Here is a 17,488-nt window from a genome sequence, read left to right on the forward strand (position 1 = left end):
TGCTTACTGATGCGCTGGTACAGGGAGGTTCACCGCGATGCGGCCTGTAGGTCACGGCTAACATCAGGGCATGCACGGGAGGATCGGCCCGTTCGGGGAAGGCGTTACTCGGTGGCGGCCTGTTCCGTTGCAACATCAGCAACGATGTCGGTGATTTCCAGCACTGGCGCGTTCTCTGCCAGATATTTGGTAACCACAGCTGCTTTCAGGTCGTCGTTTTTGTTTACGATGGCTACAACTTCAGCCGAAGTAAGTGATACGGTCGTGGTCATTTCTGTTTCCTTGGTGCTGGGGAATGAAAAATTAAGCCGAGGTGTTACCCGCTGATGCAGCAGCCGCTGCGGCCACTTTCTTCTGAAACCAGTTGCGGATGGTCACCCAGCCACCACAGACCAGAACGAGAGTTGAAATCACGGCGGAGTACCACGCCAGAATGTCGGTGAGAGTCATTTCTTTTCTCCGGGGTTTGAATTTGCATCGCCAGCAATGACGCCAGCTTTCTGAAGTGATCTGATGTAACCCTGCAAGTAATCTATTTTTGCCTGGTCACTGATGATTCCGGCGCGGATGTCGAGAACAGACTGTCCAGCGTTTGCAGTGAGGTTGATTTTGGCTGCATCGCCCATGCTGCCGGTGCTGGTTGCTGAGTCTGTGCCGGGCTTGCAATTTGTGACGGCTTTGGCGTCGAGCTGCACGCGACTATTACCAGAGGCAACAGAACGACGCAGAGCTTCGTTTTCCTGCAACGCATCGGTGAGTTCTCCGGTGATTTTCTTATCGAGTGCGGCAACGGATGCCTGAACGCCGTTAAGTCCGTCGATGGCTTTCGACAGGTTTTCAGCTGCCTTGTCACTGATGGATTTCAGCTCGTTAGCCTGGGTGAGCTTCAGCTCTGAAATCTGGTTCGATTTAACCAGGTTATTGCCGAAGGCACCGATTACGACGCCAGCCCCAACTGCTATTGCGAACAGAAACGTGCTGGCTGATGTGCTCATTGGTCCGCCTTCAGGCACAGCGCCTTTTCTTTGTCGCGACGGGCAACGAGTCCGGGCAATTTCTTCCCGCCAGAATTGACGAAATCAGGCAGGTGGTTGCACATCATCGTCCAGTTACCGGCCTGAGCGTATTTGTGTATTGAGGTTTCAAACCAACCTTTTCGCGCAGGGCTGTAATATTTCTGAAGGCCATCACATCCAACGTTGAAGACAGCACTGGTCATCGCGCTGAATGCGTTATCGGACATTGAGCGACCACGGAAGCTACGGTTAACGCAGTCTTCCGCAATGCTGATGTTCTTTTCCCAGTCCTTGGCGATCTGTTCGTCAGTCTTGCCCGACCAGACGTTGTGCGTGTTGCCAATGCCATCGGTCAGCACGCCAGCCGGGCACACATAAGGATCACGCCGACAGCTTTCAGCATTTCCGATAAGCTCAAGTCCAGCCTGGTTGGTTCGCACATTACCGGACGTCACCACAATGGCAATGATTGCCGACACCGAACACACCACGGAGCCAGCTTTAGCAATCTTCTTAATGGACATCGTTCTGCGCTTCACGTTTGGCTTTGCTGATCCGGTCCCATACGCCGAAGCCTACAGTCGTTAACCAGCCAAGGATTGATATGATCAACGTCCCTATGACACCTATCGCCGTCCATTGCTGAGGGGTATACGAATTAAGCAGGTCGCCAAGCCAGTAGAAAAAACCGGTGTACGTGACCGCTTTTGTACCCAACGCGATTTTGTCTGGCATAGTTTTCATCTCATCACCTCGCTTGTTAGCGGCGGTGCTGTCTGTGGTCTCAAAGAAAAGTGCGCAACGCCACGTCGTTACAAGGAGTAAGTGAGCAGTGATTGGCGAGCGCAAATAAAAAAGGGGCCGCTCAATGGCGACCCCTGAAATTTGTAGGATTTAGAATGCAAAAAAGCTGCCGGTGCATTCCTAAGAACACTTACGGCAGCTTACCTTTAAATTGTGGCTAAATGGCTAACAGAAGTCAACATGTTATTTGCAGAATGCTTAACTTTCGATACGCGTTTGCGATCGTTAAAGGCATTTTGCAGCGGCTGGTACAAAATGAACAAACTAGCGTTGAGAATCTCATCTACCTCATTCCTGCACGTAGCGAATGACGGCTTTCTGAAACTCTCTCCACTTCTGCCGGACATTTTGCGGGGACTTGCGACCTTGTGATAGTAAGATGCAATTGCACGCTTGGATGAGCCGTGTGCGTAGTAACTGAGCAGGATGCCATAGGCTTTTTTATCGATAGACATGACGGAGTCCACGACCTGAGAAATCAAGAGTCCGTCATCATCGTTGCACATTGGCCTGGTTGTGTAGGGTTGCGGCTCAACGGTAGCCATGAAGTGCGCTATCATGCTGCTTTGCCGCTTCTCCAGCCTTCCGCTATAGACCCATGCACCCCATAATTCCATCCACCCATTAATCCAGTCGTGCTGGCCTTTATCGAGATTCAGCTCTCTTACCGACATTTCTTCTTCCTCCTGGGTGATAAATCCCACGATTGAACATGAGTTGGCTGGGGTTCTGGTTTGATGGGGGTGAAGTGGGTGAGAAGTTTGGTTAGCCAGGCGTTTACCATGCTGCGTGCTCTCCCGTTCCGCCGCAGTGCTGACATGGTTTCCTCACGATCTCGCCCGTTCCTGCATTGTTGAATATCGGGTAACAGCTTATGGTCCCTCTGCCAAAACAGATTGAGCATTTCACTTTTGGCGTGAACCTATTTCTCGCCATGGTTTTTCTGGCGTTATCCAGTACTTCTTCAATGGTCATCATGCTGCCTGCTCCATTTGCCGTTTGCGTAGCTTTTCGTAATGACGTGCCCGGCGCGTGAATATGGCCTTCACCCGCTTCAGGTAGTCGATGTTGAATTTTCGTGGTTCGTTGTCAGCCTCAAGCCGTTCAACTCTCTCCAGGCTAATGCGCTCAATAAGCCGGATACGGAACTCCACAGCGTTGCCACTGAGTTGCCGGTTGCAGCGGGTGCACGCCGCATGGACATTGAACACGTTAAATCTGAGGTGAGATGCTGCACCGCGAGAGCGGTAATGGCTGGCGTCTACTGCGCTGCCGGTGAGGTAATTGCTGTTGCTGATGAGAACGCCGCCGCAACTGGCGCATTCTCTGCCCAAATCACGGAACCGGATGTACCTGTTAAACGCTGCCTGAGCCTCTTTCTGCCATTCTGCTAAACCCTTTAACGCTTCCCTTCTCTGCCGTAAATCATCGCGCTGTAGCTTGTCCTGCTTCCTCTGTTCACGCGCAGCATTACGCTCATCAACCTTTTTGTTGAAGGCTATTGCGCATTTGAAGTTGTGGCAGACTTTCTGAAGAGAACTTCGGGGGATGTATTGGGTGGAGCAGATGGGGCAGGTCTTAGGCTTGGGCGTTTTGCCTTTAGCCATTGGCGACCTCCTGTGCTTCAGTATTCACCGGCAGACCGTCATAGATTTCCTTCAGGTGCCCGCGAATATCCATGCGTCGCAGTGCGCTGAACATCATGTCGCACTCAGCCTGCTTGTTTCCCCTGAATGGTTTTGATTCCTCATTCACCCAGGACCAGTTGGCAGGCCAGCCATAAACCTTCTTCACCCGTCCTTTCACCACATGAAGCAATCCCCAGCCATCAGGTAAATCAGCAACCTCCACGACGCCTGGTTCACTGATAAAAAATCGCCAGTCCCCCATTCCCTTCTCGGGGTCGATGCGGAATGGCTTTTTACGGTCTGCCAGCAAATCAGCGCGTGAGCATTTGACCTCTACCAGGCATGACGCACCATTGCGGAAACCAATAGCGTCAGGCTGCTCTCCGTATGCGGTCCATGCGCGGAACTTGTCGTGAAATGCCACCTTGAATCCATTGTTTTGCAGGAAGCGGCAGGCGATATCGCAAAGCTCATCGTGAGATAGTTTTTCCTCAGCCATTGGCTTCTTCTCCTATCAAATTCCACAGACTGTTTTTCTTCCATCCACGTTCTCCCGTTGGTTCCCGCTCTGAATAGGGCAACAACGCGCTCACAATCCACAGGCGCGGATCCGTTGCGAGGGTCTTTCTGGTCTGGATGTTTCGGGAGGCGTAAGAGGCGAGGAGTTCGTTTGCTGTTTCAGTGTTAAGGGGTTCGTGGCAATACCAGCTATATCTCATTGGCTTCCCTCCCCTGCCTGATTAGCCGGTCAAACTCCTGAACTGGACTATGGCGGCACTCTTCGAAAACCGTATTCACAGAATCCTTTCGTGGTTTCTGGAAATTTTCCTGGCGCACTCTGGCAGGTTTGCCATCCATGTAGCCTACTCTCAGTCTGCAAACATGGTCGTGGTTATGACCCTGGCGACTAACGATTCCGGCTGTCACCATTTTTGACAGCATCCCCATTGATGAGCATCGAAGAAATCCTAATGTCTCAATGTGGTTGTGTATCTGAGTTGATGTGGCATGACCTTGCTCTTTCAGGTACTTGATAATCTCTTCGCGTATCATCATGCTGCGCTCCTGTTCTCTTTGATGCTGGCAATGCCCGGCAACAGATCAAACGCGTTATCACACTGATTGCCCCACATATCCCATCCTGAAACGCTGTCCCGGCTGAATAACTCGCAACGCGGAACGTCACCCAGCAGCCTGACGAGCAGATCCCTGAACTCTGGAGGCTTGGCGCTGTGCTCCATACGGGGAGCTGTAAGGTGCTGGCAGATTGACGCATCCAGTCGCTGTGGCAATTTACCGCGAACGGCAAACAGGCAGTCCTCGCTATTGGCGCGAGTCATATGGCCCATGCCGATCGCACTATTACCCTTGTGTTTGTTGGTTTTGTGCCAGGTGAATCCCTTCATGGTCATCAGCCGGAATCCCCAGGCATCCATTACTTTGAGGGCTTCAAGCGGCTGCGTTGGTACCCACCACATAGCCAGGAGGCACGAGGCAGGATCTGCCAGGCCCCACACTGGCAACCGACTAATGTCTGCCACGCTCATGGTTTGGTATTTATGCCCGGCACCACGCTTGCCATCGTCGGCTTTATCGCGATATGTCCAGGGTGGATCCGCATAAATCAACGTGTATTTTTTCATGCTGCTCTCCCGAAATAATCATTGCTGTACCGCACCTCGCGGAGCTTTACGCCATTTCCAACCGCCCACGCTGATGAATACTCAATGAGGCTAGTCATGCGCTTGATGCCCATTTTTGCCGTTGATTCCCTGATGTTGCAGAATTCGCCTTCCAGGCCGGGTACAACCTCAGCACCCAAACCAGTCGCCACGGCGTGACCAGACACGAACAGCGTTTTCCACTGAACAGGCGTTCTCTTCTCCTGCATCCAGATGGCCTGTTGTGCCACGTCGCCGCATAGCGCATGGAACATGCTGTTCTGAAGGAGTGAGCGGTCGAAGTCAGTGATGCGGACAGTGAGGGGATGGTGGTCGCTGATGGGGAGTTTGTTTATCGCGTCTATCAGGTTTCTTCGTACCTGCTCATTTCGCAGGAAGAACGTCATTTTCTCCATCGTTTTTCTCCTGTATCAGTCCTCTGGCGGGGTTGGTAGCGGCATCCAGTGAGTGATATTGGGAGCGACAAATTGGTTCGCTTGCCAGTTCCCCCAAATAAACGGATATGTAGTTACAAACCGGCCATCCCAACAGATGAATAATCCATCCCGGTCTGGCAGGCGGTCAGAGCATTTAATCCACATCACATTCCCCTCCTGACCATTTCACGAAGGCCAAAGAAAAGGGCCAGCATAGATGCGAGGCCCGATATCAGTTCTCCGATGTATGTGTCTGTCATGATTCACCTTTTATCTTCAGCCCTGCTTCTGTGATAGCTTCACGAACGTCCCGACTTTCCATCATGTGCTCGCACCCGTAGCCACAGTAATAGCCGCCTGTTGGCAATTCGATTTCAATCGACGCCCGGCTCGCTTCCCATACTTCAAGAGCTGCTGAGTAAGTCATGTTAAGCCTCCTGCCGGAGTACCATTTCTCAAAGAGTTCCTGTGAGTTCATTGGGCCTCCTGTTTGCTGCGCGCCAGCCATGCTGACCATGCTGCAAGCTCAATTACCTGTTGCTCACGACTTGGCAGCCCCCTGAATTCCTCAGGCTTAATGAATGTGTTTCTGAACCAATGCGTGAAGGTTTTCAACTCTGTCTCATCGTTGCTGGTCATAGTCCACCTGTGTTTTTGGCGTTCTGGATTGCCGCTATCAAATCCGCAGCCCACACAGTTCGCTTCTCACCGCCAATAAACTCAATTACTACCATGCGATTGTTTGACCAGTGGCTATGCACTTGAACATCTGACTTGGAAGGTTGATCGTAATTTTTAATTTCGCTCGTTACTTTCATCACCCACCCCTCTGCTGGTTGCTGGCAGGCGACCGCCACTTTCTCACCACTTCGCGGGCTGCCGTTTCGATTTCTTTCTGGGTCGTTTTACCCCAGTCAATTTTTGACTTCTCCCCATACACCCGCTTAACCAGCTCATCACGGGTAAGGCCGTGGGTTACCTGTGTCATGATGTCCTCCCGGCTTTCAGAGTGGCGCGAAGCATGGCAACGCCTTCCAGTGATTTCTCTTTGGTGGATGGGATGGATAGCTTCAGCAGCTGCTTGCGTGGCTCCGGGATAATCTCGCCCGCTTCGATGCGCTGCGACATCTTGCGAAGTTCCGATCGACACTTCACGCGAAGCTCTGACTCGCTCAGATTCCCGGCGCGCATCATGCTGTACAGGCCGGTGACCATCCAGTAATCGGCGTTGCTCTCCCAAGGATAATCTTCAGCTGAGTTGTAACCACCACGGCGGGCGCAGTAGGTCATCACCATTCCGTAGAGTTCGTCTTCGTCAGGCAGGCCAGCGGCGAGTGATGTCGCCTCTTTGCACCAGGCAATGAATTCTCCCGGCGATGGCAGGAACGGTGAGGCATTGGCGCGCGCCTGACGCATCCCGGCTGACAACTGCTGCTTGCTGTGAATGCCGTTTTCGGCAAACGCGGCGATCCACTGACGTTTGGCCGATGCCTCGTCTTCAGGGCGCCTCCATGCAGTGCTTACCGAGGCCGGGAAAACCTGCTTCAGGTTTGCGAACAGAGCATCAACCAGGCGCTCTACGTTTTCGTTAACGCCACGGTCTACAGGTTGCGGCCCATCGCCAGCCATACGGGCCAGTGCTCCGCCATCGCGGTTGTTAACTGCTGCAATGAGGTTTCTCATATGAATTTTTCCTCCCACTCACGACGGTCATTCCAGTGATTAACTGGAGCATTCACAACCTGTTTGCTTCCACGATTCAGGGGTTGTTTGTTCTGGTAGCTGAGTTTCTGACTGGCAGTGATAAACCAGTTCTTTGGCTTCTCATGCGTGAACTCGATATCGAGCTTTTCCAGTTCATAGTTCAGGTCGATGTTCGGGTAGAGGCGCTTCCAAGCTTCGTAGTCCTTGTGGTTTAACCGAACGATATTTCCCTCGAACGCATACCGGCCTGACATAGCATGAACCGTAGCCTGCACCTCTCCCTCGCAAGTCGCGTCAGCGGCTTGGGTGTTATAGGGAATCAGGTTAAGGGAATCAGGAATCAGGTTAAGGGAATCAGCAGGATTTAAATTGTTCTCAACTGGTTCTTGCACCGTACTTGCACTGTGCTTTTCTGGTACTTCATTTAATTCAATGGGTTGAGGATTTATTTCCGGTTCTTCCACTGGGTCAGCATCATTCTTTACTGGTGCTTCTTCCGGTTCAGGTTGTGCGGTGCATGGTTCTGGTATCTCACTGGCCGCTTCTTTACAGTGTGGATTCTGATGCTTCTTCCAGTTTGAAATCTGGATATAGGCATTGCCATCCACTGAATAGCGATTGATAAATTGGCGATCATGGAGTTGCTTCAGGCAGTCATCGCAATCGACATTGTCGAACGGCAACACGAGAGCTTTAATCTTTTTGGGGCGATCATCCAGCCGCCCCTCTTTATCTGCGATAGTCCACAACCCGGCAAACAACAGCCGGGCAAGTGGCGAGCATTCGGCCAGTTCATCATTTGTGAAAAAGCCAGGTTTGATGTTTCTGGATCGAGCCATAAAGTCACCTTAAAAAGGGATATCCTGCCGCGCTTCTTCAAGCCGGTCAGACACCCATAATTTGAATGTGGTCCAGTTAGGTACGACTTTGGCGAACTCAGTTAGCTCATCCAGATCCAGGCCGTAACTATTCCACGCCTTGAGGTAACTCATGACGTGAGCTTGGTTGATATAAATTCTGTTTTTCAGAATGCCGCGGATGTAATAAATGCGCTGTTCCTCTGGAGGCTTGCGCTTTGTTGCGGCGACACGTGGTATGTAATCGAAAAACTCACCAGTTAACTCCTGTGTTATTTCCTGAGTGAGCTTTCTATCTGCGGCGATCTCGATTGCATCCAAAACTTCTTCAAGCTTGTAGATTCGGAGCCATCGTTTAATGGCTTTCTTGCCATTATCATTAACCGTGAATGGATTAATGCAATCTTCGATTTTGGTGGCGACGATATCTACAACATCATCTTTCAGGCTTTTAAGGCCATCGCGCCAACTGATCATCATTTCCAGCTGTTCACGCTTTAGATTCAATTCCTGAAGCTGTTGGCGTTGCTTTTCCAACACAGAGTTATCATTCAACTCTCGATCGCTCTTACCACCATTACAGCTTTCGCACGAGGTGATAAGGTTCATCAAGTCGTTATCCCCACCCTTACTGACAGGTGTAACGTGATCCACATGAAGAATCACGTCAGGCGCAGAACTTCCGCAGTACTGACACTTAAATCCGTCACGCTTGAATACTTCAAAGCGGATTTTCTTGGTTACACCTGAGCGAACCTTTTTTACCTGGTCAGGCGTTGGTTTCTTTGGCATAATTACTCCTGTGAATTGATCCAGTCTTTTCGCATCAGGCCTCAAAGAGTTCGTCGCTCTTTGGGGCTTTTTCTTTGGCGCTGATCGCCTCAATCGTTTCCTGCACTAACCGGCCCATAGGGCTGACTTCCCACGCCATGCGTGCGGTGCAGATAATTGCCGCCACAAAACGCCAGTCAACTCGGCTGATTTTCGATTCGTGGCAGCCAACACCTTTGGCAAATTCACGGCCAGTCATCTGAGATACAGCCAGTAGCAGGTCTGTCTGAGTGCGATTAATCTCGCTCTCGGTTGGTTTGCTGTAGTTTGCTGATTCCATTACGTAATATTCCTTTTGAAATGAGTTATTGCGTGACATTGCGTGAAGCAGTCACGTCATTGAATCGTTTGTTTGATTACTGCCCTTTTTCAGGGCGGGGATGTTTAAGAGCGGGAACTGCTTAGGCTGCGAAGATTTCAGGGTAGAGCTGTTCTTTGCTGAGTCCGGTAACTGCGATGTACTCACGCATCTTTGCTACCGGCAGGCTGCCGCCTCGTTTTTTAAGCATGTTGATGGCCTGAGGTGTTACGCCAACTTTCGCGGCTAGTTCCTTTTGGCTACCACCAACAGCTTCGACCGCTAGGTCAAGCGGAGTTACCGCTTTATTCACCTTGTTGATCATAGCTAACTCCAATTGCATTAAATCAACGTCATGTTAATTCATGGAGAGGATAAAATCAACATTATGATGATGGCTGCGGATAAACATGATGTTTATTATTCTGGTTCATCGGAGATATTTATGACCAGCATCGCAGATCGCATTCAAAACATACTTAATCGAGAGGGGTTAAAGCAGAAGCAGCTTGCTGAAATGCTCAGCATTACGCCGCAGACGGTTAACAACTGGATTAAGAGAGATTCCATCAGCCGGGAGGCTGCCCAACAGATTTCTGAACGTTTTGGCTACTCCCTGGATTGGCTGTTGACCGGCAAAGGAGATGCAAAGCCTGAGCACGATTCCAGCATTCCACCTGAGTCGGAATGGTTTGGTGTTGATCCGTGGGACGACAACACCCCGGTTGACGACGGCGAAGTTGCAGTGCGATTCTTAAAAGATATTGAATTTGCCTGCGGCGACGGCAGCGTTACCGATGAGGATTACAACGGATTTATGCTTCGGTTTTCTAAGGCCACCTTGCGCAGAGTTGGCGCGAGGACAGATGGCAGCGGCGTCCTATGTTTCCCGGCTCGCGGAGACAGCATGGAGCCGAACATTCCAAATGGCACCACTGTCGCAGTTAATACTGACGACAAGCGTATTATTGATGGGAAGATTTACGCCATCAACGAGAACGGCTGGAAGCGAATTAAGATGCTGTATCGCGTTGGCCCTGACATGCTCAGCATACGCAGCTACAACAAACAGGATCACCCGGATGAAGAGAAGTCAGCGCATGAAGTAGAAATTATTGGTCGCGTCTTCTGGTGGTCTGTTGTCGATTACTAACATCTCCGCATCAACACAATCCCGCTATGGCGGGATTTTTTTTCGCCCAAATAAAATAAAATCCACACGAAATCAACCAAATGAATATCAATCAAGAAAATAAATCCACATACTGTTGACTATGAAATCCACATGTTGTTTAATCTATCCATCGACACGATGTTGATTAATCACCGGGACACGGAATTGAGTCTCAGCTCCTTAACAGATGGCGCTGAAAAAGCGCAAACATTCAAAGCAGCAAGCTTTGTAGTGGGGTGTGGCTGGGCCTGCATGGACTGATCACCCATGAAAACCCTGGTTCGAATCCGGGGCACTCCACCACAAAGCTAACTGACAGGAGAATGACCATGAATACAAAACTGGTAAAAATCACAGTACGTGCATCAGGAAACTCTGTTTATATCGGTCGCACTTATGTTGGCCACACCAAAACCGAATTTTCATACAAAGGCCGCAAGGCTACCTGTGTTATCAACCCAAAACAGCGTTACATGAAGCTGGCTCCCCTTTCCCTGTAGTTATCTCACCATGCCGCCACAGAAACTTAGACGGCATTAATGAGCTAACTAACAGGAGAACCAACTTGAACGCACAAGAGCGTCGCCGTGCAGCCCGTGCTGAGAAGCAATCAGCATGGAAGCAAGCCAACCCCCTGTTGGTTGGTGTGAAAGCTAAACCTGATTGCCGCCCTATCCTCACGCTGAATCGCAAACCGACCGACCGTGTTGTGAAAGCAGTTGATACCGATACCGAGTATCACAAGCAGATTCTTGCAGGTGCCGCGGCATACGTTGAATACCGCAGCAACCCTAAGCACCAGAAAGTAACCAACGAAGCTGGCCGTCAGATACATGCGGTGCAGAGGCAAAGAGGCAAGTCGATTCCTTTAGTTTGAGGTGAACCATGGCACTCGACCACGGCATGTTAAATGTCCCGCTGGATAAGCGCGGCAATTTCCATAAGGAACTGGATGACCATCTTGCAGCAGAAAAGCGCCGGAAAGAAGATGAGATGTTCGTTCGCAAAACAGCATTCAGCGATGACAAAGCGATAGCTAATGAGCTTTACCTGAAGCTGGATAAAGACCTTGTTAAAGCTGAAGCAAAACGCCGTGGAATGAAGCTGAGTGAATTCCGCGAAGTGCTGAAAGATATTCGCGACTTCAGGCCGAAACGGGCACCAGTTGCATTTGCACCATTCATCAAGGCTGCTTAGGCGGCCTTTTTTATTGGCATCGGAAATAAAGAATCAGTAACTGCGAGGTGAATATGCCTAACCTGAAAATTAATTATGCCGATGGAAAGTCAGAGGCAATCGAAAATGTTTACGAGGCTATTGACCACGGCGATGGAGAAATTAGTTTTTTCATTGGAAGTGGATTCACGAGATATCACGCTTTTGAGGTTGCTAATTTCGAAATTGTGAATAACGAGCAGGCCGAATAACCGGCCTTTTTATTTCCCACTCCCCTTAACAGAGTGGGAGCAGATAATTGAGAGAGGTGAGTATGGAAATCAAACTGCACATTATTACATTGGTTTGCATAAACGCAGGACTGTTCAGAAAGGTTGGAGATATGGAACATCAGGTTTATGAGATGAAAGGCAAAGGAAAGCCTGAATCTGCATGGACGCGAAAGAGAGATGAGCATTTCGGCCTCTGGCGTGAAGTGATGCGAACTGAAGTTATTATCGATGCCCCGCAACTGGATGGGAAAGAGCTGACCGAGCTGCAAATTCAATCTCTTATTGCTGAACGCAGTGACCTTGAAGCCAACTTCTATATTGCGAAAAAACGCATCAATGAGCGCATTGCGTCACTTCAGGCAATAGAGCATGCAGCATAGCCCGCCCCGAGCGGGTTTATTTTTGTGCGGTAAGTGGGAGGGGTGAATGGAAGGTAATACAGAAAAAATCGTGGTGGATGTGTTCTTTCAGAATTACGGGCCGGGTGACGGAATACCTCCTCACTGGTGCTGCAAATTCATTCGTGATGGATGGGCAGATTACGAATATTTCGACACAGCTGAAGAGGCATATAACTTTGCCGCCCAGCATGGCTATACAGCTTAACCCGCCACCTTGCGGCTTTATAAGCATTACAGAAGGAGAGAGAAATGAGCAAAGAAACAGGTGGACCAGCATTTCCAACAACCGACCCAAACTATGACGAAAAGTGGTCTGGCTCTGGAATGGATTTAAGGGATTACTTCGCAGCTAAATTAATGCCAGCAATTATCGGTACGCTTAACGGGCCTGTAGTTTGTGAAGAAGCTAAAGGTGACTTCGATTATTACGCGACCACGGCTTACAAAATGGCGGATGCAATGTTGAATGCAAGGGGTAAATAAATGGCAGGAAATAACGTTAGGAGGAACTTCATTGGAGATGATAGGGCCTGCTCGCGATGCAAAGTGAGCATCATCGTAACAGAGGTTATGGTTCGCAGGAGTTCTTATGTCTGCAACCGCTGCGAGGTAGAAAGGGCTACTGATTGGGCCAGAAAAAATAGAGAAAAGAAACGCGCATCGAATAATAGATATCAAGCAAAGAACTCAGCTAATCGATCAGAAACAACGGCCAAGTGGAGGGCAAATCACCCTCAAAAGAAAGCAGCTCACCAAGCCGTTCAGACCGCTGTGCGAAACGGTAAGCTTACTAAAAAGCCGTGCCAGGAGTGTGGAAGCACTCACAGAATCCACGCTCATCATGACGATTACTCTCAACCATTAGATGTTATATGGCTATGTCACCAACATCACATGGCTCGCCACGCAATGCTTCGGGTGCGGGGCCAGTAACAGCTGACAGGAGTGGGTATGCAGCAACCGATAGAAGGGGAGCTGAGATTTAAGGATTTATCTGGCAAATATCATCATGCCAAACCAGGCAGTAAGGAATGGCATTGGGTGGCAGGGCAGATAAACGTCGAAATTTATGAAAAAGGGAAATGGCATCCAGGATGGAATGAATAGCAGCGCAATGCCTGGCTCATGCTTGGCATTTCGGTGCTAGTCACCACACCAGAGGTTTACGCCTCGACCATTGAGACAGAACCAGAACGAATCATCCTTTATGCCCGGCGCAATGCTGGGCTTCTTTTTTCTGAAACCAACCAAAAAATTTATGAGGTATCCCCATGCGGCTTTCTTTCGCAGGGGCAGCATCGGGCTGCCCTGATTTTGACGCAATCAAATCTATTGAGTTTCACCCGAGCAACATTCTTACTGGCGCTGACTTTGCACAGCCGCCACATAAAAGCCTGCTTCAGAAGCTGGTCGATTTCCTACGCAGCAAAGGCCATCCGTTATGAGCCAGCAACAGGCGGAAAAGTACCGCAAGCAACAGGAAGAAGCAGAGCGCCAGCGAGAGATGCTGGAGAAGTCGAAGGACTTTGATTTTATCAATCTGATGCTGAGAAGCCTCGGCATGGGAGAGCGGAAATGAAACTCACCTGGAACGACAAGCAGGAAATTCAGCAAATCATCGCCGGGTTTACTGAGCAGGATAACGAGAGCATTTACACGGAAGTGGAAAGCATCGTTGAAGGCAGCAAATCAAACCCGGCAGAAAACGCGATGACCGTGTTCCTGACGCCTCTGTTTGACTTCACCCTGGTGAGTGCCGCTCAGGATGACGTAACGGCTCAGGACATGGCTCAGGCATTCGTATGGGATTACGTCACTAAAGTGGTCCAGTGGAATCACGCGCTGGAGACATTCAAGGCGAGGCATTCGACGAGGGAGGCAGCCTGATGGAACCCGGCATCTATTACGACATCAGCAACGAGGATTACCACTCAGGGCCGGGAATCAGTAAATCGCAGTTGGATGATATTGCGATCAACCCGGCCATCTTTCAGTGGCGCAAGGATGCCCCGGAGGATGAAGAGAAAAAGGATGCTCTTAACATGGGAACGGCGTTGCATTGCCTACTCCTTGAGCCTGACGAATTCGATAAGCGATTCATCGTCGCTCCTGAATTTAATCGGCGCACCAACGAAGGGAAGGCAAGCGAGAAAACCTTTTTTGAAGACTGCTCAGGCATGGGTATGACGGTAATGGATGCCGAGCAGGGGAGAAAACTGAAGCTGATGAGAGCCAGCGCCCTCGCCCACCCCGCCGCCCGCTGGCTGCTGGAAGCTGAAGGTCATTGCGAAGCATCAATCTTCTGGAATGACGTGGATACCGGGGAGCTTTGCCGCATTCGCCCTGACAAGTTTCTGTCAGGCCAGCCTGTCGTGGTTGACGTGAAAAAGGTTGCTGACATGAGCCGCTTTGCCCGTCACGTCGAAGAGTTTCGCTACCACGTCCAGGACGCCTACTACCGTGAGGGATTCAGCCACCAGTTTGGCGAGTATCCCCTTTTCGTTTTCATTGCCGTCAGTGAATCCATCGACTGCGGCCGGTATCCGGTGCGCACGTTCCAGCTCACCGAGGAAGACGTTTCCGTTGGTGATGCCTTGTTTCGCCGTGACCTCGCCGTCTATCACGAATGCAGGCAGTCAGGTAACTGGGGCGGCATCGAAGAATTAACACGCCCGGACTGGGCGAAGAGAAAGGATAACGTATGAGCAACGAAGTTATGCAGTCGCCGGTAAACGAGGCCGACACCAAGGCGGCAATCTTCAGCCCGACCGGTTTGCAGAAATTACAGGCATTCGCTGAAGTCATGGCGCTGGGTAAAGCAACCGTTCCGGCTCACCTGGCGAATAAGCCGGCCGATTGTCTGGCTATCGCATTGCAGGCGGCGCAGTGGGGAATGAACCCCTATGCGGTGGCGCAAAAAACGCATCTGGTTAACGGCACGCTGGGCTATGAGGCGCAACTGGTTAATGCAGTGATTACCAGCTCAACGGCTGTTCAGGGACGATTTAAGTATGAATACGGCGGCAACTGGGATGCATTCCGTCCGGGAGACAAGAACCCGAACACTGAAAAAGGTTTATGCGTTCGCGTTGGCGCGGTTCTTCGTGGAGAGACAGAAATCACATGGGGCGAGCCGCTTTACATGGAGTTTGTCACCACGCGCAATTCGCCGCTATGGAAGACGGCACCGAAACAGCAGCTGGCATATCTGGCCGTCAAATACTGGGCGCGACTCTACTGCCCTGATGTGATTCTGGGCGTCTATACCCATGACGAGTTCGATCAGGTACAGCGCTCAGAGCGAGATGTTACTCCAGCGCGTAGCCGGAATGACCTCAACAACCTGATTAACAGCAGGCCAGAAACACAACAACCCGAGCGCGAAATTAACCCGGCGAATAACACCAGTGCACATCCGCGCACGCCGGACGAGTTGCTGTCTGATTTCACTGCTGCGGCTGCCGGTTCGGAGTCGGTCGCCGGTCTGGATAAGTGCTACAAGTACGCAGCAAAAATGCTGGTAAGTGAGGCGGAAGTGCTGGAGAAAGCCACGGAGGTTTATCTGTTCCGCAAGGCTGAACTCGAAGAAGAGGCGGCCTGACCATGCGAAAAATAGCCATGTACCGTCGAAACAATCACCCAAACAGCGGCTTCAAGGAGAAGCTAGCCTACCAGTTAAGTAAAGGCCCAAAAACAGGCAGCGAACTCTGCGTCATCCTCAGCATGTCTCTCCGTGATTTCAATTCAAACATCCGTGACGTTATCAGCAAGCATGGTGAAACCCTCCAGGTAAATGCGACTGACCCGGTAAAGGTTGGCCGCTTTATCGACAAAACCTACTCACTGGCAAGGAAGCCAAAGCGGGTTAATCCGAAGAAAGGAAGCCCGCTGATTGTCAGCTGGAAACAGCTTGCCAATACCGGCGAAGAGAAGCGCCTCGAATGTGAGGCGGCAGCCAAACGCCGGAGACGATTAATCAAAGCCGGATTCAATCCCGGATGCCTGGAGTAACACCATGCACTACAGCAAAAGAGGACGTTACTGGATATCGATATTTACTGGCTGCGCTTTGTTTTGGGTAGCGGCTGTGATGATGATTTGGGGAGTGATGAGATGAGAGTTACTGAAAATGGCGACACCTTTACTTGCTCCTGTGGATTTTCATGGGAGCGAGGACGTAACGGCGCACACAATTGCGAGCCAGGTCTGTATCGGCAGATTGGAGAACTGCAACAGAAGCTGGATGCAGTGGTGGCAGAGAATGCAGCGCTGCGTAAATTCATTATCGAAAGTTGCTATACCTATGATGGCGATGGGAGCGATATTTGCGACTCATATGTCAGTGCTGAAGAGTCACCATTGTTTCCTTCTTCCACTGATACTGAATCCATCCTGAACTCGCTGCGGGCGGAGGGTGTTGAGATGGTAGCCGATGCTATCGGTCAAAAGTGCAGTGAATTAAAAGTAGGCAGCAAAGAATGGAAATCACTAAAAAGCATCGTATTCACGCTCATCAGTTTCTCATCCCAACTCCGCGCCGGTGATGCGGATAAGGTGGAATGATGGGAAATAAAAAAATATGGGACGGAAAACAATTACCAGGAGTTGGTGACGAAGTTCTTATCCACTTGGGAAGTGCAGATAAATGGTGCCCCTATATCGTTGAGGGCTTTCACATCTGGCCGAGCCTGGAAGGTGATACTGCATACCATAGCATCTTTGTTGACGTCTATTGCACATCAGGCAGCAATAAAATAAAAAACAGTCGGCTACTACGGGATGTGCGCCCTATTTTCTGGCGGGAAGGTGATGAATATGACCCATGCAAGGAGCCAACCAAATGAAACCATTAACGGTAAGTGAGCGTCAGGCGCTGATTAAACATCTGAATATGTGCCTTAACGGCGATACTTTTTTCGATTCTATGATTGAATTTAATAAGCGTCAGCGTGAAATCAACAAAATAGCACTGGAAATTCTGAAGGCCGACAATACAGCAAATGGAGAACTTTTACATAGGTCTGAAACAACTGGGGATATCTACTTAGTCGCATCAGTTCCTGTGATGAAGCCGGTTAAATTGCCTGGAAGATTCCAGCCGGTGCTGAATGGCGGAAAGACAGCGATGTTTTTTGCTACAGACGGTCACTGGCTCAACCTAACTGAAGTCAAAGAAGCAATCAAAGAAGCCGGTGGAGAGGTGGAAGAATGACAACTGGCGAATGTGTA

At 50.3% G+C, this 17,488-nt stretch carries 39 protein-coding genes; 18 read left to right on the top strand and 21 right to left on the bottom strand.

Annotation, left to right across the window (positions count from 1 at the left end; genetic code table 11):
- Nucleotides 1-104: 104 nt before the first annotated feature.
- The 21 genes from CUN67_RS12770 to CUN67_RS12870 form a co-directional block, all read right to left on the bottom strand.
- Nucleotides 105-272: a hypothetical protein gene (locus CUN67_RS12770; RefSeq protein ID WP_208715712.1), complete on the bottom strand. Its 168-nt coding sequence runs from the start codon at nucleotides 270-272 to the stop codon at nucleotides 105-107.
- 31 nt (nucleotides 273-303) lie between these two features.
- Nucleotides 304-450, bottom strand: a complete 147-nt coding sequence (locus CUN67_RS12775) for a DUF1378 family protein (RefSeq protein WP_208715713.1) — start codon at nucleotides 448-450, stop codon at nucleotides 304-306.
- A complete protein-coding gene (locus tag CUN67_RS30775; protein WP_439332260.1) occupies nucleotides 447-995 on the bottom strand; it encodes a lysis system i-spanin subunit Rz in 549 nt (182 codons plus the stop codon). The genes CUN67_RS12775 and CUN67_RS30775 overlap by 4 nt, the downstream gene beginning before the upstream one ends.
- Entirely contained in the window at nucleotides 992-1,540 is a 549-nt protein-coding gene (locus tag CUN67_RS12785) for a lysozyme (protein ID WP_208715715.1), read from the bottom strand. Before CUN67_RS12785 ends, CUN67_RS30775 begins: the two co-directional genes overlap by 4 nt.
- A complete protein-coding gene (locus tag CUN67_RS12790) occupies nucleotides 1,530-1,760 on the bottom strand; it encodes a phage holin (protein WP_254711347.1) in 231 nt (76 codons plus the stop codon). Before CUN67_RS12790 ends, CUN67_RS12785 begins: the two co-directional genes overlap by 11 nt.
- A 206-nt stretch (nucleotides 1,761-1,966) precedes the next feature.
- Nucleotides 1,967-2,494, bottom strand: a complete 528-nt coding sequence (locus CUN67_RS12795; RefSeq protein ID WP_208717206.1) for an antiterminator Q family protein — start codon at nucleotides 2,492-2,494, stop codon at nucleotides 1,967-1,969.
- A 103-nt stretch (nucleotides 2,495-2,597) separates the two neighbouring features.
- Nucleotides 2,598-2,798, bottom strand: a complete 201-nt coding sequence (locus tag CUN67_RS12800; protein ID WP_208715716.1) for a hypothetical protein — start codon at nucleotides 2,796-2,798, stop codon at nucleotides 2,598-2,600.
- Complete coding sequence (locus CUN67_RS12805; RefSeq protein WP_208715717.1) at nucleotides 2,795-3,427, bottom strand: recombination protein NinG; 633 nt, start codon at nucleotides 3,425-3,427, stop codon at nucleotides 2,795-2,797. The genes CUN67_RS12800 and CUN67_RS12805 overlap by 4 nt, the downstream gene beginning before the upstream one ends.
- Nucleotides 3,420-3,947, bottom strand: coding sequence for a hypothetical protein (locus CUN67_RS12810; protein ID WP_208715718.1), 528 nt, complete (start codon nucleotides 3,945-3,947; stop codon nucleotides 3,420-3,422). Before CUN67_RS12810 ends, CUN67_RS12805 begins: the two co-directional genes overlap by 8 nt.
- Before the next feature lie 553 nt (nucleotides 3,948-4,500).
- The gene (locus CUN67_RS12815) at nucleotides 4,501-5,091 is read right to left on the bottom strand and encodes an MT-A70 family methyltransferase (protein WP_208715719.1); all 591 of its coding nucleotides are present in this window, start codon (nucleotides 5,089-5,091) and stop codon (nucleotides 4,501-4,503) included.
- Nucleotides 5,088-5,525, bottom strand: a complete 438-nt coding sequence (locus CUN67_RS12820; protein ID WP_208715720.1) for a recombination protein NinB — start codon at nucleotides 5,523-5,525, stop codon at nucleotides 5,088-5,090. Before CUN67_RS12820 ends, CUN67_RS12815 begins: the two co-directional genes overlap by 4 nt.
- 15 nt (nucleotides 5,526-5,540) lie before the next feature.
- Nucleotides 5,541-5,711 (bottom strand): DUF551 domain-containing protein, encoded by a 171-nt coding sequence (locus CUN67_RS12825; protein WP_208717208.1) that lies wholly within the window; start codon nucleotides 5,709-5,711, stop codon nucleotides 5,541-5,543.
- A gap of 91 nt (nucleotides 5,712-5,802) precedes the next feature.
- Nucleotides 5,803-5,973 (bottom strand): hypothetical protein, encoded by a 171-nt coding sequence (locus CUN67_RS12830; protein ID WP_208715721.1) that lies wholly within the window; start codon nucleotides 5,971-5,973, stop codon nucleotides 5,803-5,805.
- 47 nt (nucleotides 5,974-6,020) lie between these two features.
- Nucleotides 6,021-6,185, bottom strand: a complete 165-nt coding sequence (locus tag CUN67_RS12835; RefSeq protein WP_208715722.1) for a hypothetical protein — start codon at nucleotides 6,183-6,185, stop codon at nucleotides 6,021-6,023.
- The gene (locus CUN67_RS12840) at nucleotides 6,182-6,364 is read right to left on the bottom strand and encodes a hypothetical protein (RefSeq protein ID WP_208715723.1); all 183 of its coding nucleotides are present in this window, start codon (nucleotides 6,362-6,364) and stop codon (nucleotides 6,182-6,184) included. The genes CUN67_RS12835 and CUN67_RS12840 overlap by 4 nt, the downstream gene beginning before the upstream one ends.
- Entirely contained in the window at nucleotides 6,364-6,534 is a 171-nt protein-coding gene (locus tag CUN67_RS12845) for a hypothetical protein (RefSeq protein ID WP_208715724.1), read from the bottom strand. The genes CUN67_RS12840 and CUN67_RS12845 overlap by 1 nt, the downstream gene beginning before the upstream one ends.
- On the bottom strand, nucleotides 6,531-7,229 hold the full coding sequence (locus CUN67_RS12850) for a replication protein P (RefSeq protein ID WP_208715725.1): 699 nt from the start codon (nucleotides 7,227-7,229) through the stop codon (nucleotides 6,531-6,533). The genes CUN67_RS12845 and CUN67_RS12850 overlap by 4 nt, the downstream gene beginning before the upstream one ends.
- Nucleotides 7,226-8,089, bottom strand: a complete 864-nt coding sequence (locus CUN67_RS12855; RefSeq protein ID WP_208715726.1) for a hypothetical protein — start codon at nucleotides 8,087-8,089, stop codon at nucleotides 7,226-7,228. The genes CUN67_RS12850 and CUN67_RS12855 overlap by 4 nt, the downstream gene beginning before the upstream one ends.
- A gap of 9 nt (nucleotides 8,090-8,098) precedes the next feature.
- The gene (locus CUN67_RS12860; RefSeq protein WP_208715727.1) at nucleotides 8,099-8,899 is read right to left on the bottom strand and encodes an HNH endonuclease; all 801 of its coding nucleotides are present in this window, start codon (nucleotides 8,897-8,899) and stop codon (nucleotides 8,099-8,101) included.
- A 34-nt stretch (nucleotides 8,900-8,933) separates the two neighbouring features.
- The gene (locus CUN67_RS12865) at nucleotides 8,934-9,218 is read right to left on the bottom strand and encodes a CII family transcriptional regulator (protein WP_208715728.1); all 285 of its coding nucleotides are present in this window, start codon (nucleotides 9,216-9,218) and stop codon (nucleotides 8,934-8,936) included.
- A 121-nt stretch (nucleotides 9,219-9,339) separates the two neighbouring features.
- Nucleotides 9,340-9,561 (bottom strand): helix-turn-helix domain-containing protein, encoded by a 222-nt coding sequence (locus tag CUN67_RS12870; protein ID WP_208715729.1) that lies wholly within the window; start codon nucleotides 9,559-9,561, stop codon nucleotides 9,340-9,342.
- Nucleotides 9,562-9,627: 66 nt separating this feature from the next.
- On the opposite strand from CUN67_RS12870, the gene CUN67_RS12875 reads away from it, so the two are divergent.
- The 18 genes from CUN67_RS12875 (at nucleotide 9,628) to CUN67_RS12960 (ending at nucleotide 17,471) form a co-directional block, all read left to right on the top strand.
- Nucleotides 9,628-10,389 carry a LexA family transcriptional regulator gene (locus tag CUN67_RS12875; protein WP_439332280.1) on the top strand — a complete coding sequence of 254 codons (762 nt, stop codon included), beginning with the start codon at nucleotides 9,628-9,630 and terminating at the stop codon, nucleotides 10,387-10,389.
- A 350-nt stretch (nucleotides 10,390-10,739) separates the two neighbouring features.
- A complete protein-coding gene (locus CUN67_RS12880; protein ID WP_208715730.1) occupies nucleotides 10,740-10,910 on the top strand; it encodes a hypothetical protein in 171 nt (56 codons plus the stop codon).
- A 65-nt stretch (nucleotides 10,911-10,975) separates the two neighbouring features.
- Nucleotides 10,976-11,287 carry an antitermination protein N gene (locus CUN67_RS12885; protein WP_208715731.1) on the top strand — a complete coding sequence of 104 codons (312 nt, stop codon included), beginning with the start codon at nucleotides 10,976-10,978 and terminating at the stop codon, nucleotides 11,285-11,287.
- Between the two features lie 8 nt (nucleotides 11,288-11,295).
- Entirely contained in the window at nucleotides 11,296-11,607 is a 312-nt protein-coding gene (locus CUN67_RS12890) for a hypothetical protein (protein WP_208715732.1), read from the top strand.
- Between the two features lie 53 nt (nucleotides 11,608-11,660).
- Nucleotides 11,661-11,837, top strand: coding sequence for a hypothetical protein (locus tag CUN67_RS12895; RefSeq protein ID WP_208715733.1), 177 nt, complete (start codon nucleotides 11,661-11,663; stop codon nucleotides 11,835-11,837).
- Between the two features lie 62 nt (nucleotides 11,838-11,899).
- Entirely contained in the window at nucleotides 11,900-12,238 is a 339-nt protein-coding gene (locus CUN67_RS12900; protein ID WP_208715734.1) for a hypothetical protein, read from the top strand.
- A 46-nt stretch (nucleotides 12,239-12,284) separates the two neighbouring features.
- Nucleotides 12,285-12,464 (top strand): hypothetical protein, encoded by a 180-nt coding sequence (locus CUN67_RS12905; RefSeq protein WP_208715735.1) that lies wholly within the window; start codon nucleotides 12,285-12,287, stop codon nucleotides 12,462-12,464.
- A gap of 44 nt (nucleotides 12,465-12,508) precedes the next feature.
- Nucleotides 12,509-12,742 carry a hypothetical protein gene (locus CUN67_RS12910; RefSeq protein ID WP_208715736.1) on the top strand — a complete coding sequence of 78 codons (234 nt, stop codon included), beginning with the start codon at nucleotides 12,509-12,511 and terminating at the stop codon, nucleotides 12,740-12,742.
- A gap of 468 nt (nucleotides 12,743-13,210) precedes the next feature.
- Entirely contained in the window at nucleotides 13,211-13,366 is a 156-nt protein-coding gene (locus CUN67_RS12915; RefSeq protein ID WP_208715737.1) for a hypothetical protein, read from the top strand.
- A gap of 334 nt (nucleotides 13,367-13,700) precedes the next feature.
- Nucleotides 13,701-13,838, top strand: a complete 138-nt coding sequence (locus CUN67_RS12920) for a hypothetical protein (RefSeq protein ID WP_208715738.1) — start codon at nucleotides 13,701-13,703, stop codon at nucleotides 13,836-13,838.
- Nucleotides 13,835-14,146, top strand: a complete 312-nt coding sequence (locus CUN67_RS12925) for a hypothetical protein (protein WP_208715739.1) — start codon at nucleotides 13,835-13,837, stop codon at nucleotides 14,144-14,146. The genes CUN67_RS12920 and CUN67_RS12925 overlap by 4 nt, the downstream gene beginning before the upstream one ends.
- A complete protein-coding gene (locus CUN67_RS12930; RefSeq protein WP_208715740.1) occupies nucleotides 14,146-14,964 on the top strand; it encodes a PD-(D/E)XK nuclease-like domain-containing protein in 819 nt (272 codons plus the stop codon). Before CUN67_RS12925 ends, CUN67_RS12930 begins: the two co-directional genes overlap by 1 nt.
- Nucleotides 14,961-15,860, top strand: a complete 900-nt coding sequence (locus CUN67_RS12935) for a RecT family recombinase (protein WP_208715741.1) — start codon at nucleotides 14,961-14,963, stop codon at nucleotides 15,858-15,860. The genes CUN67_RS12930 and CUN67_RS12935 overlap by 4 nt, the downstream gene beginning before the upstream one ends.
- 2 nt (nucleotides 15,861-15,862) lie before the next feature.
- Entirely contained in the window at nucleotides 15,863-16,270 is a 408-nt protein-coding gene (locus CUN67_RS12940; protein WP_208715742.1) for a hypothetical protein, read from the top strand.
- Nucleotides 16,271-16,274: 4 nt separating this feature from the next.
- The gene (locus tag CUN67_RS30680) at nucleotides 16,275-16,376 is read left to right on the top strand and encodes a hypothetical protein (RefSeq protein ID WP_208715743.1); all 102 of its coding nucleotides are present in this window, start codon (nucleotides 16,275-16,277) and stop codon (nucleotides 16,374-16,376) included.
- Nucleotides 16,373-16,822 (top strand): hypothetical protein, encoded by a 450-nt coding sequence (locus CUN67_RS12950; protein WP_208715744.1) that lies wholly within the window; start codon nucleotides 16,373-16,375, stop codon nucleotides 16,820-16,822. Before CUN67_RS30680 ends, CUN67_RS12950 begins: the two co-directional genes overlap by 4 nt.
- A complete protein-coding gene (locus CUN67_RS12955) occupies nucleotides 16,819-17,103 on the top strand; it encodes a hypothetical protein (protein WP_208715745.1) in 285 nt (94 codons plus the stop codon). Before CUN67_RS12950 ends, CUN67_RS12955 begins: the two co-directional genes overlap by 4 nt.
- Entirely contained in the window at nucleotides 17,100-17,471 is a 372-nt protein-coding gene (locus tag CUN67_RS12960; protein ID WP_208715746.1) for a hypothetical protein, read from the top strand. The genes CUN67_RS12955 and CUN67_RS12960 overlap by 4 nt, the downstream gene beginning before the upstream one ends.
- Nucleotides 17,472-17,488: the final 17 nt, after the last annotated feature.

This window comes from Pantoea cypripedii (genome assembly GCF_011395035.1).
In the GTDB taxonomy this organism is placed as follows: Bacteria; Pseudomonadota; Gammaproteobacteria; order Enterobacterales; family Enterobacteriaceae; genus Pantoea; species Pantoea cypripedii_A.

Bases quoted from the DNA above. Each gene is read 5' to 3' on its own strand.
- CUN67_RS12905 (WP_208715735.1), top strand. From the start codon at position 12,285: ATGGAAGGTAATACAGAAAAAATCGTGGTGGATGTGTTCTTTCAGAAT.
- CUN67_RS12930 (WP_208715740.1), top strand. From the start codon at position 14,146: ATGGAACCCGGCATCTATTACGACATCAGCAACGAGGATTACCACTCA.
- CUN67_RS12845 (WP_208715724.1), bottom strand. From the start codon at position 6,534: ATGACACAGGTAACCCACGGCCTTACCCGTGATGAGCTGGTTAAGCGG.
- CUN67_RS12875 (WP_439332280.1), top strand. From the start codon at position 9,628: ATGATGGCTGCGGATAAACATGATGTTTATTATTCTGGTTCATCGGAG.
- CUN67_RS12825 (WP_208717208.1), bottom strand. From the start codon at position 5,711: ATGTGGATTAAATGCTCTGACCGCCTGCCAGACCGGGATGGATTATTC.
- CUN67_RS12895 (WP_208715733.1), top strand. From the start codon at position 11,661: ATGCCTAACCTGAAAATTAATTATGCCGATGGAAAGTCAGAGGCAATC.
- CUN67_RS12920 (WP_208715738.1), top strand. From the start codon at position 13,701: ATGAGCCAGCAACAGGCGGAAAAGTACCGCAAGCAACAGGAAGAAGCA.
- CUN67_RS12910 (WP_208715736.1), top strand. From the start codon at position 12,509: ATGAGCAAAGAAACAGGTGGACCAGCATTTCCAACAACCGACCCAAAC.
- CUN67_RS12805 (WP_208715717.1), bottom strand. From the start codon at position 3,427: ATGGCTAAAGGCAAAACGCCCAAGCCTAAGACCTGCCCCATCTGCTCC.
- CUN67_RS12935 (WP_208715741.1), top strand. From the start codon at position 14,961: ATGAGCAACGAAGTTATGCAGTCGCCGGTAAACGAGGCCGACACCAAG.
- CUN67_RS12915 (WP_208715737.1), top strand. From the start codon at position 13,211: ATGCAGCAACCGATAGAAGGGGAGCTGAGATTTAAGGATTTATCTGGC.
- CUN67_RS12860 (WP_208715727.1), bottom strand. From the start codon at position 8,899: ATGCCAAAGAAACCAACGCCTGACCAGGTAAAAAAGGTTCGCTCAGGT.
- CUN67_RS12925 (WP_208715739.1), top strand. From the start codon at position 13,835: ATGAAACTCACCTGGAACGACAAGCAGGAAATTCAGCAAATCATCGCC.
- CUN67_RS12890 (WP_208715732.1), top strand. From the start codon at position 11,296: ATGGCACTCGACCACGGCATGTTAAATGTCCCGCTGGATAAGCGCGGC.
- CUN67_RS12770 (WP_208715712.1), bottom strand. From the start codon at position 272: ATGACCACGACCGTATCACTTACTTCGGCTGAAGTTGTAGCCATCGTA.
- CUN67_RS12775 (WP_208715713.1), bottom strand. From the start codon at position 450: ATGACTCTCACCGACATTCTGGCGTGGTACTCCGCCGTGATTTCAACT.
- CUN67_RS12840 (WP_208715723.1), bottom strand. From the start codon at position 6,364: ATGAAAGTAACGAGCGAAATTAAAAATTACGATCAACCTTCCAAGTCA.
- CUN67_RS12870 (WP_208715729.1), bottom strand. From the start codon at position 9,561: ATGATCAACAAGGTGAATAAAGCGGTAACTCCGCTTGACCTAGCGGTC.
- CUN67_RS30680 (WP_208715743.1), top strand. From the start codon at position 16,275: ATGCACTACAGCAAAAGAGGACGTTACTGGATATCGATATTTACTGGC.
- CUN67_RS12830 (WP_208715721.1), bottom strand. From the start codon at position 5,973: ATGACTTACTCAGCAGCTCTTGAAGTATGGGAAGCGAGCCGGGCGTCG.
- CUN67_RS12790 (WP_254711347.1), bottom strand. From the start codon at position 1,760: ATGAAAACTATGCCAGACAAAATCGCGTTGGGTACAAAAGCGGTCACG.
- CUN67_RS12855 (WP_208715726.1), bottom strand. From the start codon at position 8,089: ATGGCTCGATCCAGAAACATCAAACCTGGCTTTTTCACAAATGATGAA.
- CUN67_RS12865 (WP_208715728.1), bottom strand. From the start codon at position 9,218: ATGGAATCAGCAAACTACAGCAAACCAACCGAGAGCGAGATTAATCGC.
- CUN67_RS12850 (WP_208715725.1), bottom strand. From the start codon at position 7,229: ATGAGAAACCTCATTGCAGCAGTTAACAACCGCGATGGCGGAGCACTG.
- CUN67_RS12955 (WP_208715745.1), top strand. From the start codon at position 16,819: ATGATGGGAAATAAAAAAATATGGGACGGAAAACAATTACCAGGAGTT.
- CUN67_RS12960 (WP_208715746.1), top strand. From the start codon at position 17,100: ATGAAACCATTAACGGTAAGTGAGCGTCAGGCGCTGATTAAACATCTG.
- CUN67_RS30775 (WP_439332260.1), bottom strand. From the start codon at position 995: ATGAGCACATCAGCCAGCACGTTTCTGTTCGCAATAGCAGTTGGGGCT.
- CUN67_RS12820 (WP_208715720.1), bottom strand. From the start codon at position 5,525: ATGGAGAAAATGACGTTCTTCCTGCGAAATGAGCAGGTACGAAGAAAC.
- CUN67_RS12795 (WP_208717206.1), bottom strand. From the start codon at position 2,494: ATGTCGGTAAGAGAGCTGAATCTCGATAAAGGCCAGCACGACTGGATT.
- CUN67_RS12835 (WP_208715722.1), bottom strand. From the start codon at position 6,185: ATGACCAGCAACGATGAGACAGAGTTGAAAACCTTCACGCATTGGTTC.
- CUN67_RS12800 (WP_208715716.1), bottom strand. From the start codon at position 2,798: ATGATGACCATTGAAGAAGTACTGGATAACGCCAGAAAAACCATGGCG.
- CUN67_RS12950 (WP_208715744.1), top strand. From the start codon at position 16,373: ATGAGAGTTACTGAAAATGGCGACACCTTTACTTGCTCCTGTGGATTT.
- CUN67_RS12900 (WP_208715734.1), top strand. From the start codon at position 11,900: ATGGAAATCAAACTGCACATTATTACATTGGTTTGCATAAACGCAGGA.
- CUN67_RS12810 (WP_208715718.1), bottom strand. From the start codon at position 3,947: ATGGCTGAGGAAAAACTATCTCACGATGAGCTTTGCGATATCGCCTGC.
- CUN67_RS12815 (WP_208715719.1), bottom strand. From the start codon at position 5,091: ATGAAAAAATACACGTTGATTTATGCGGATCCACCCTGGACATATCGC.
- CUN67_RS12880 (WP_208715730.1), top strand. From the start codon at position 10,740: ATGAATACAAAACTGGTAAAAATCACAGTACGTGCATCAGGAAACTCT.
- CUN67_RS12940 (WP_208715742.1), top strand. From the start codon at position 15,863: ATGCGAAAAATAGCCATGTACCGTCGAAACAATCACCCAAACAGCGGC.
- CUN67_RS12785 (WP_208715715.1), bottom strand. From the start codon at position 1,540: ATGTCCATTAAGAAGATTGCTAAAGCTGGCTCCGTGGTGTGTTCGGTG.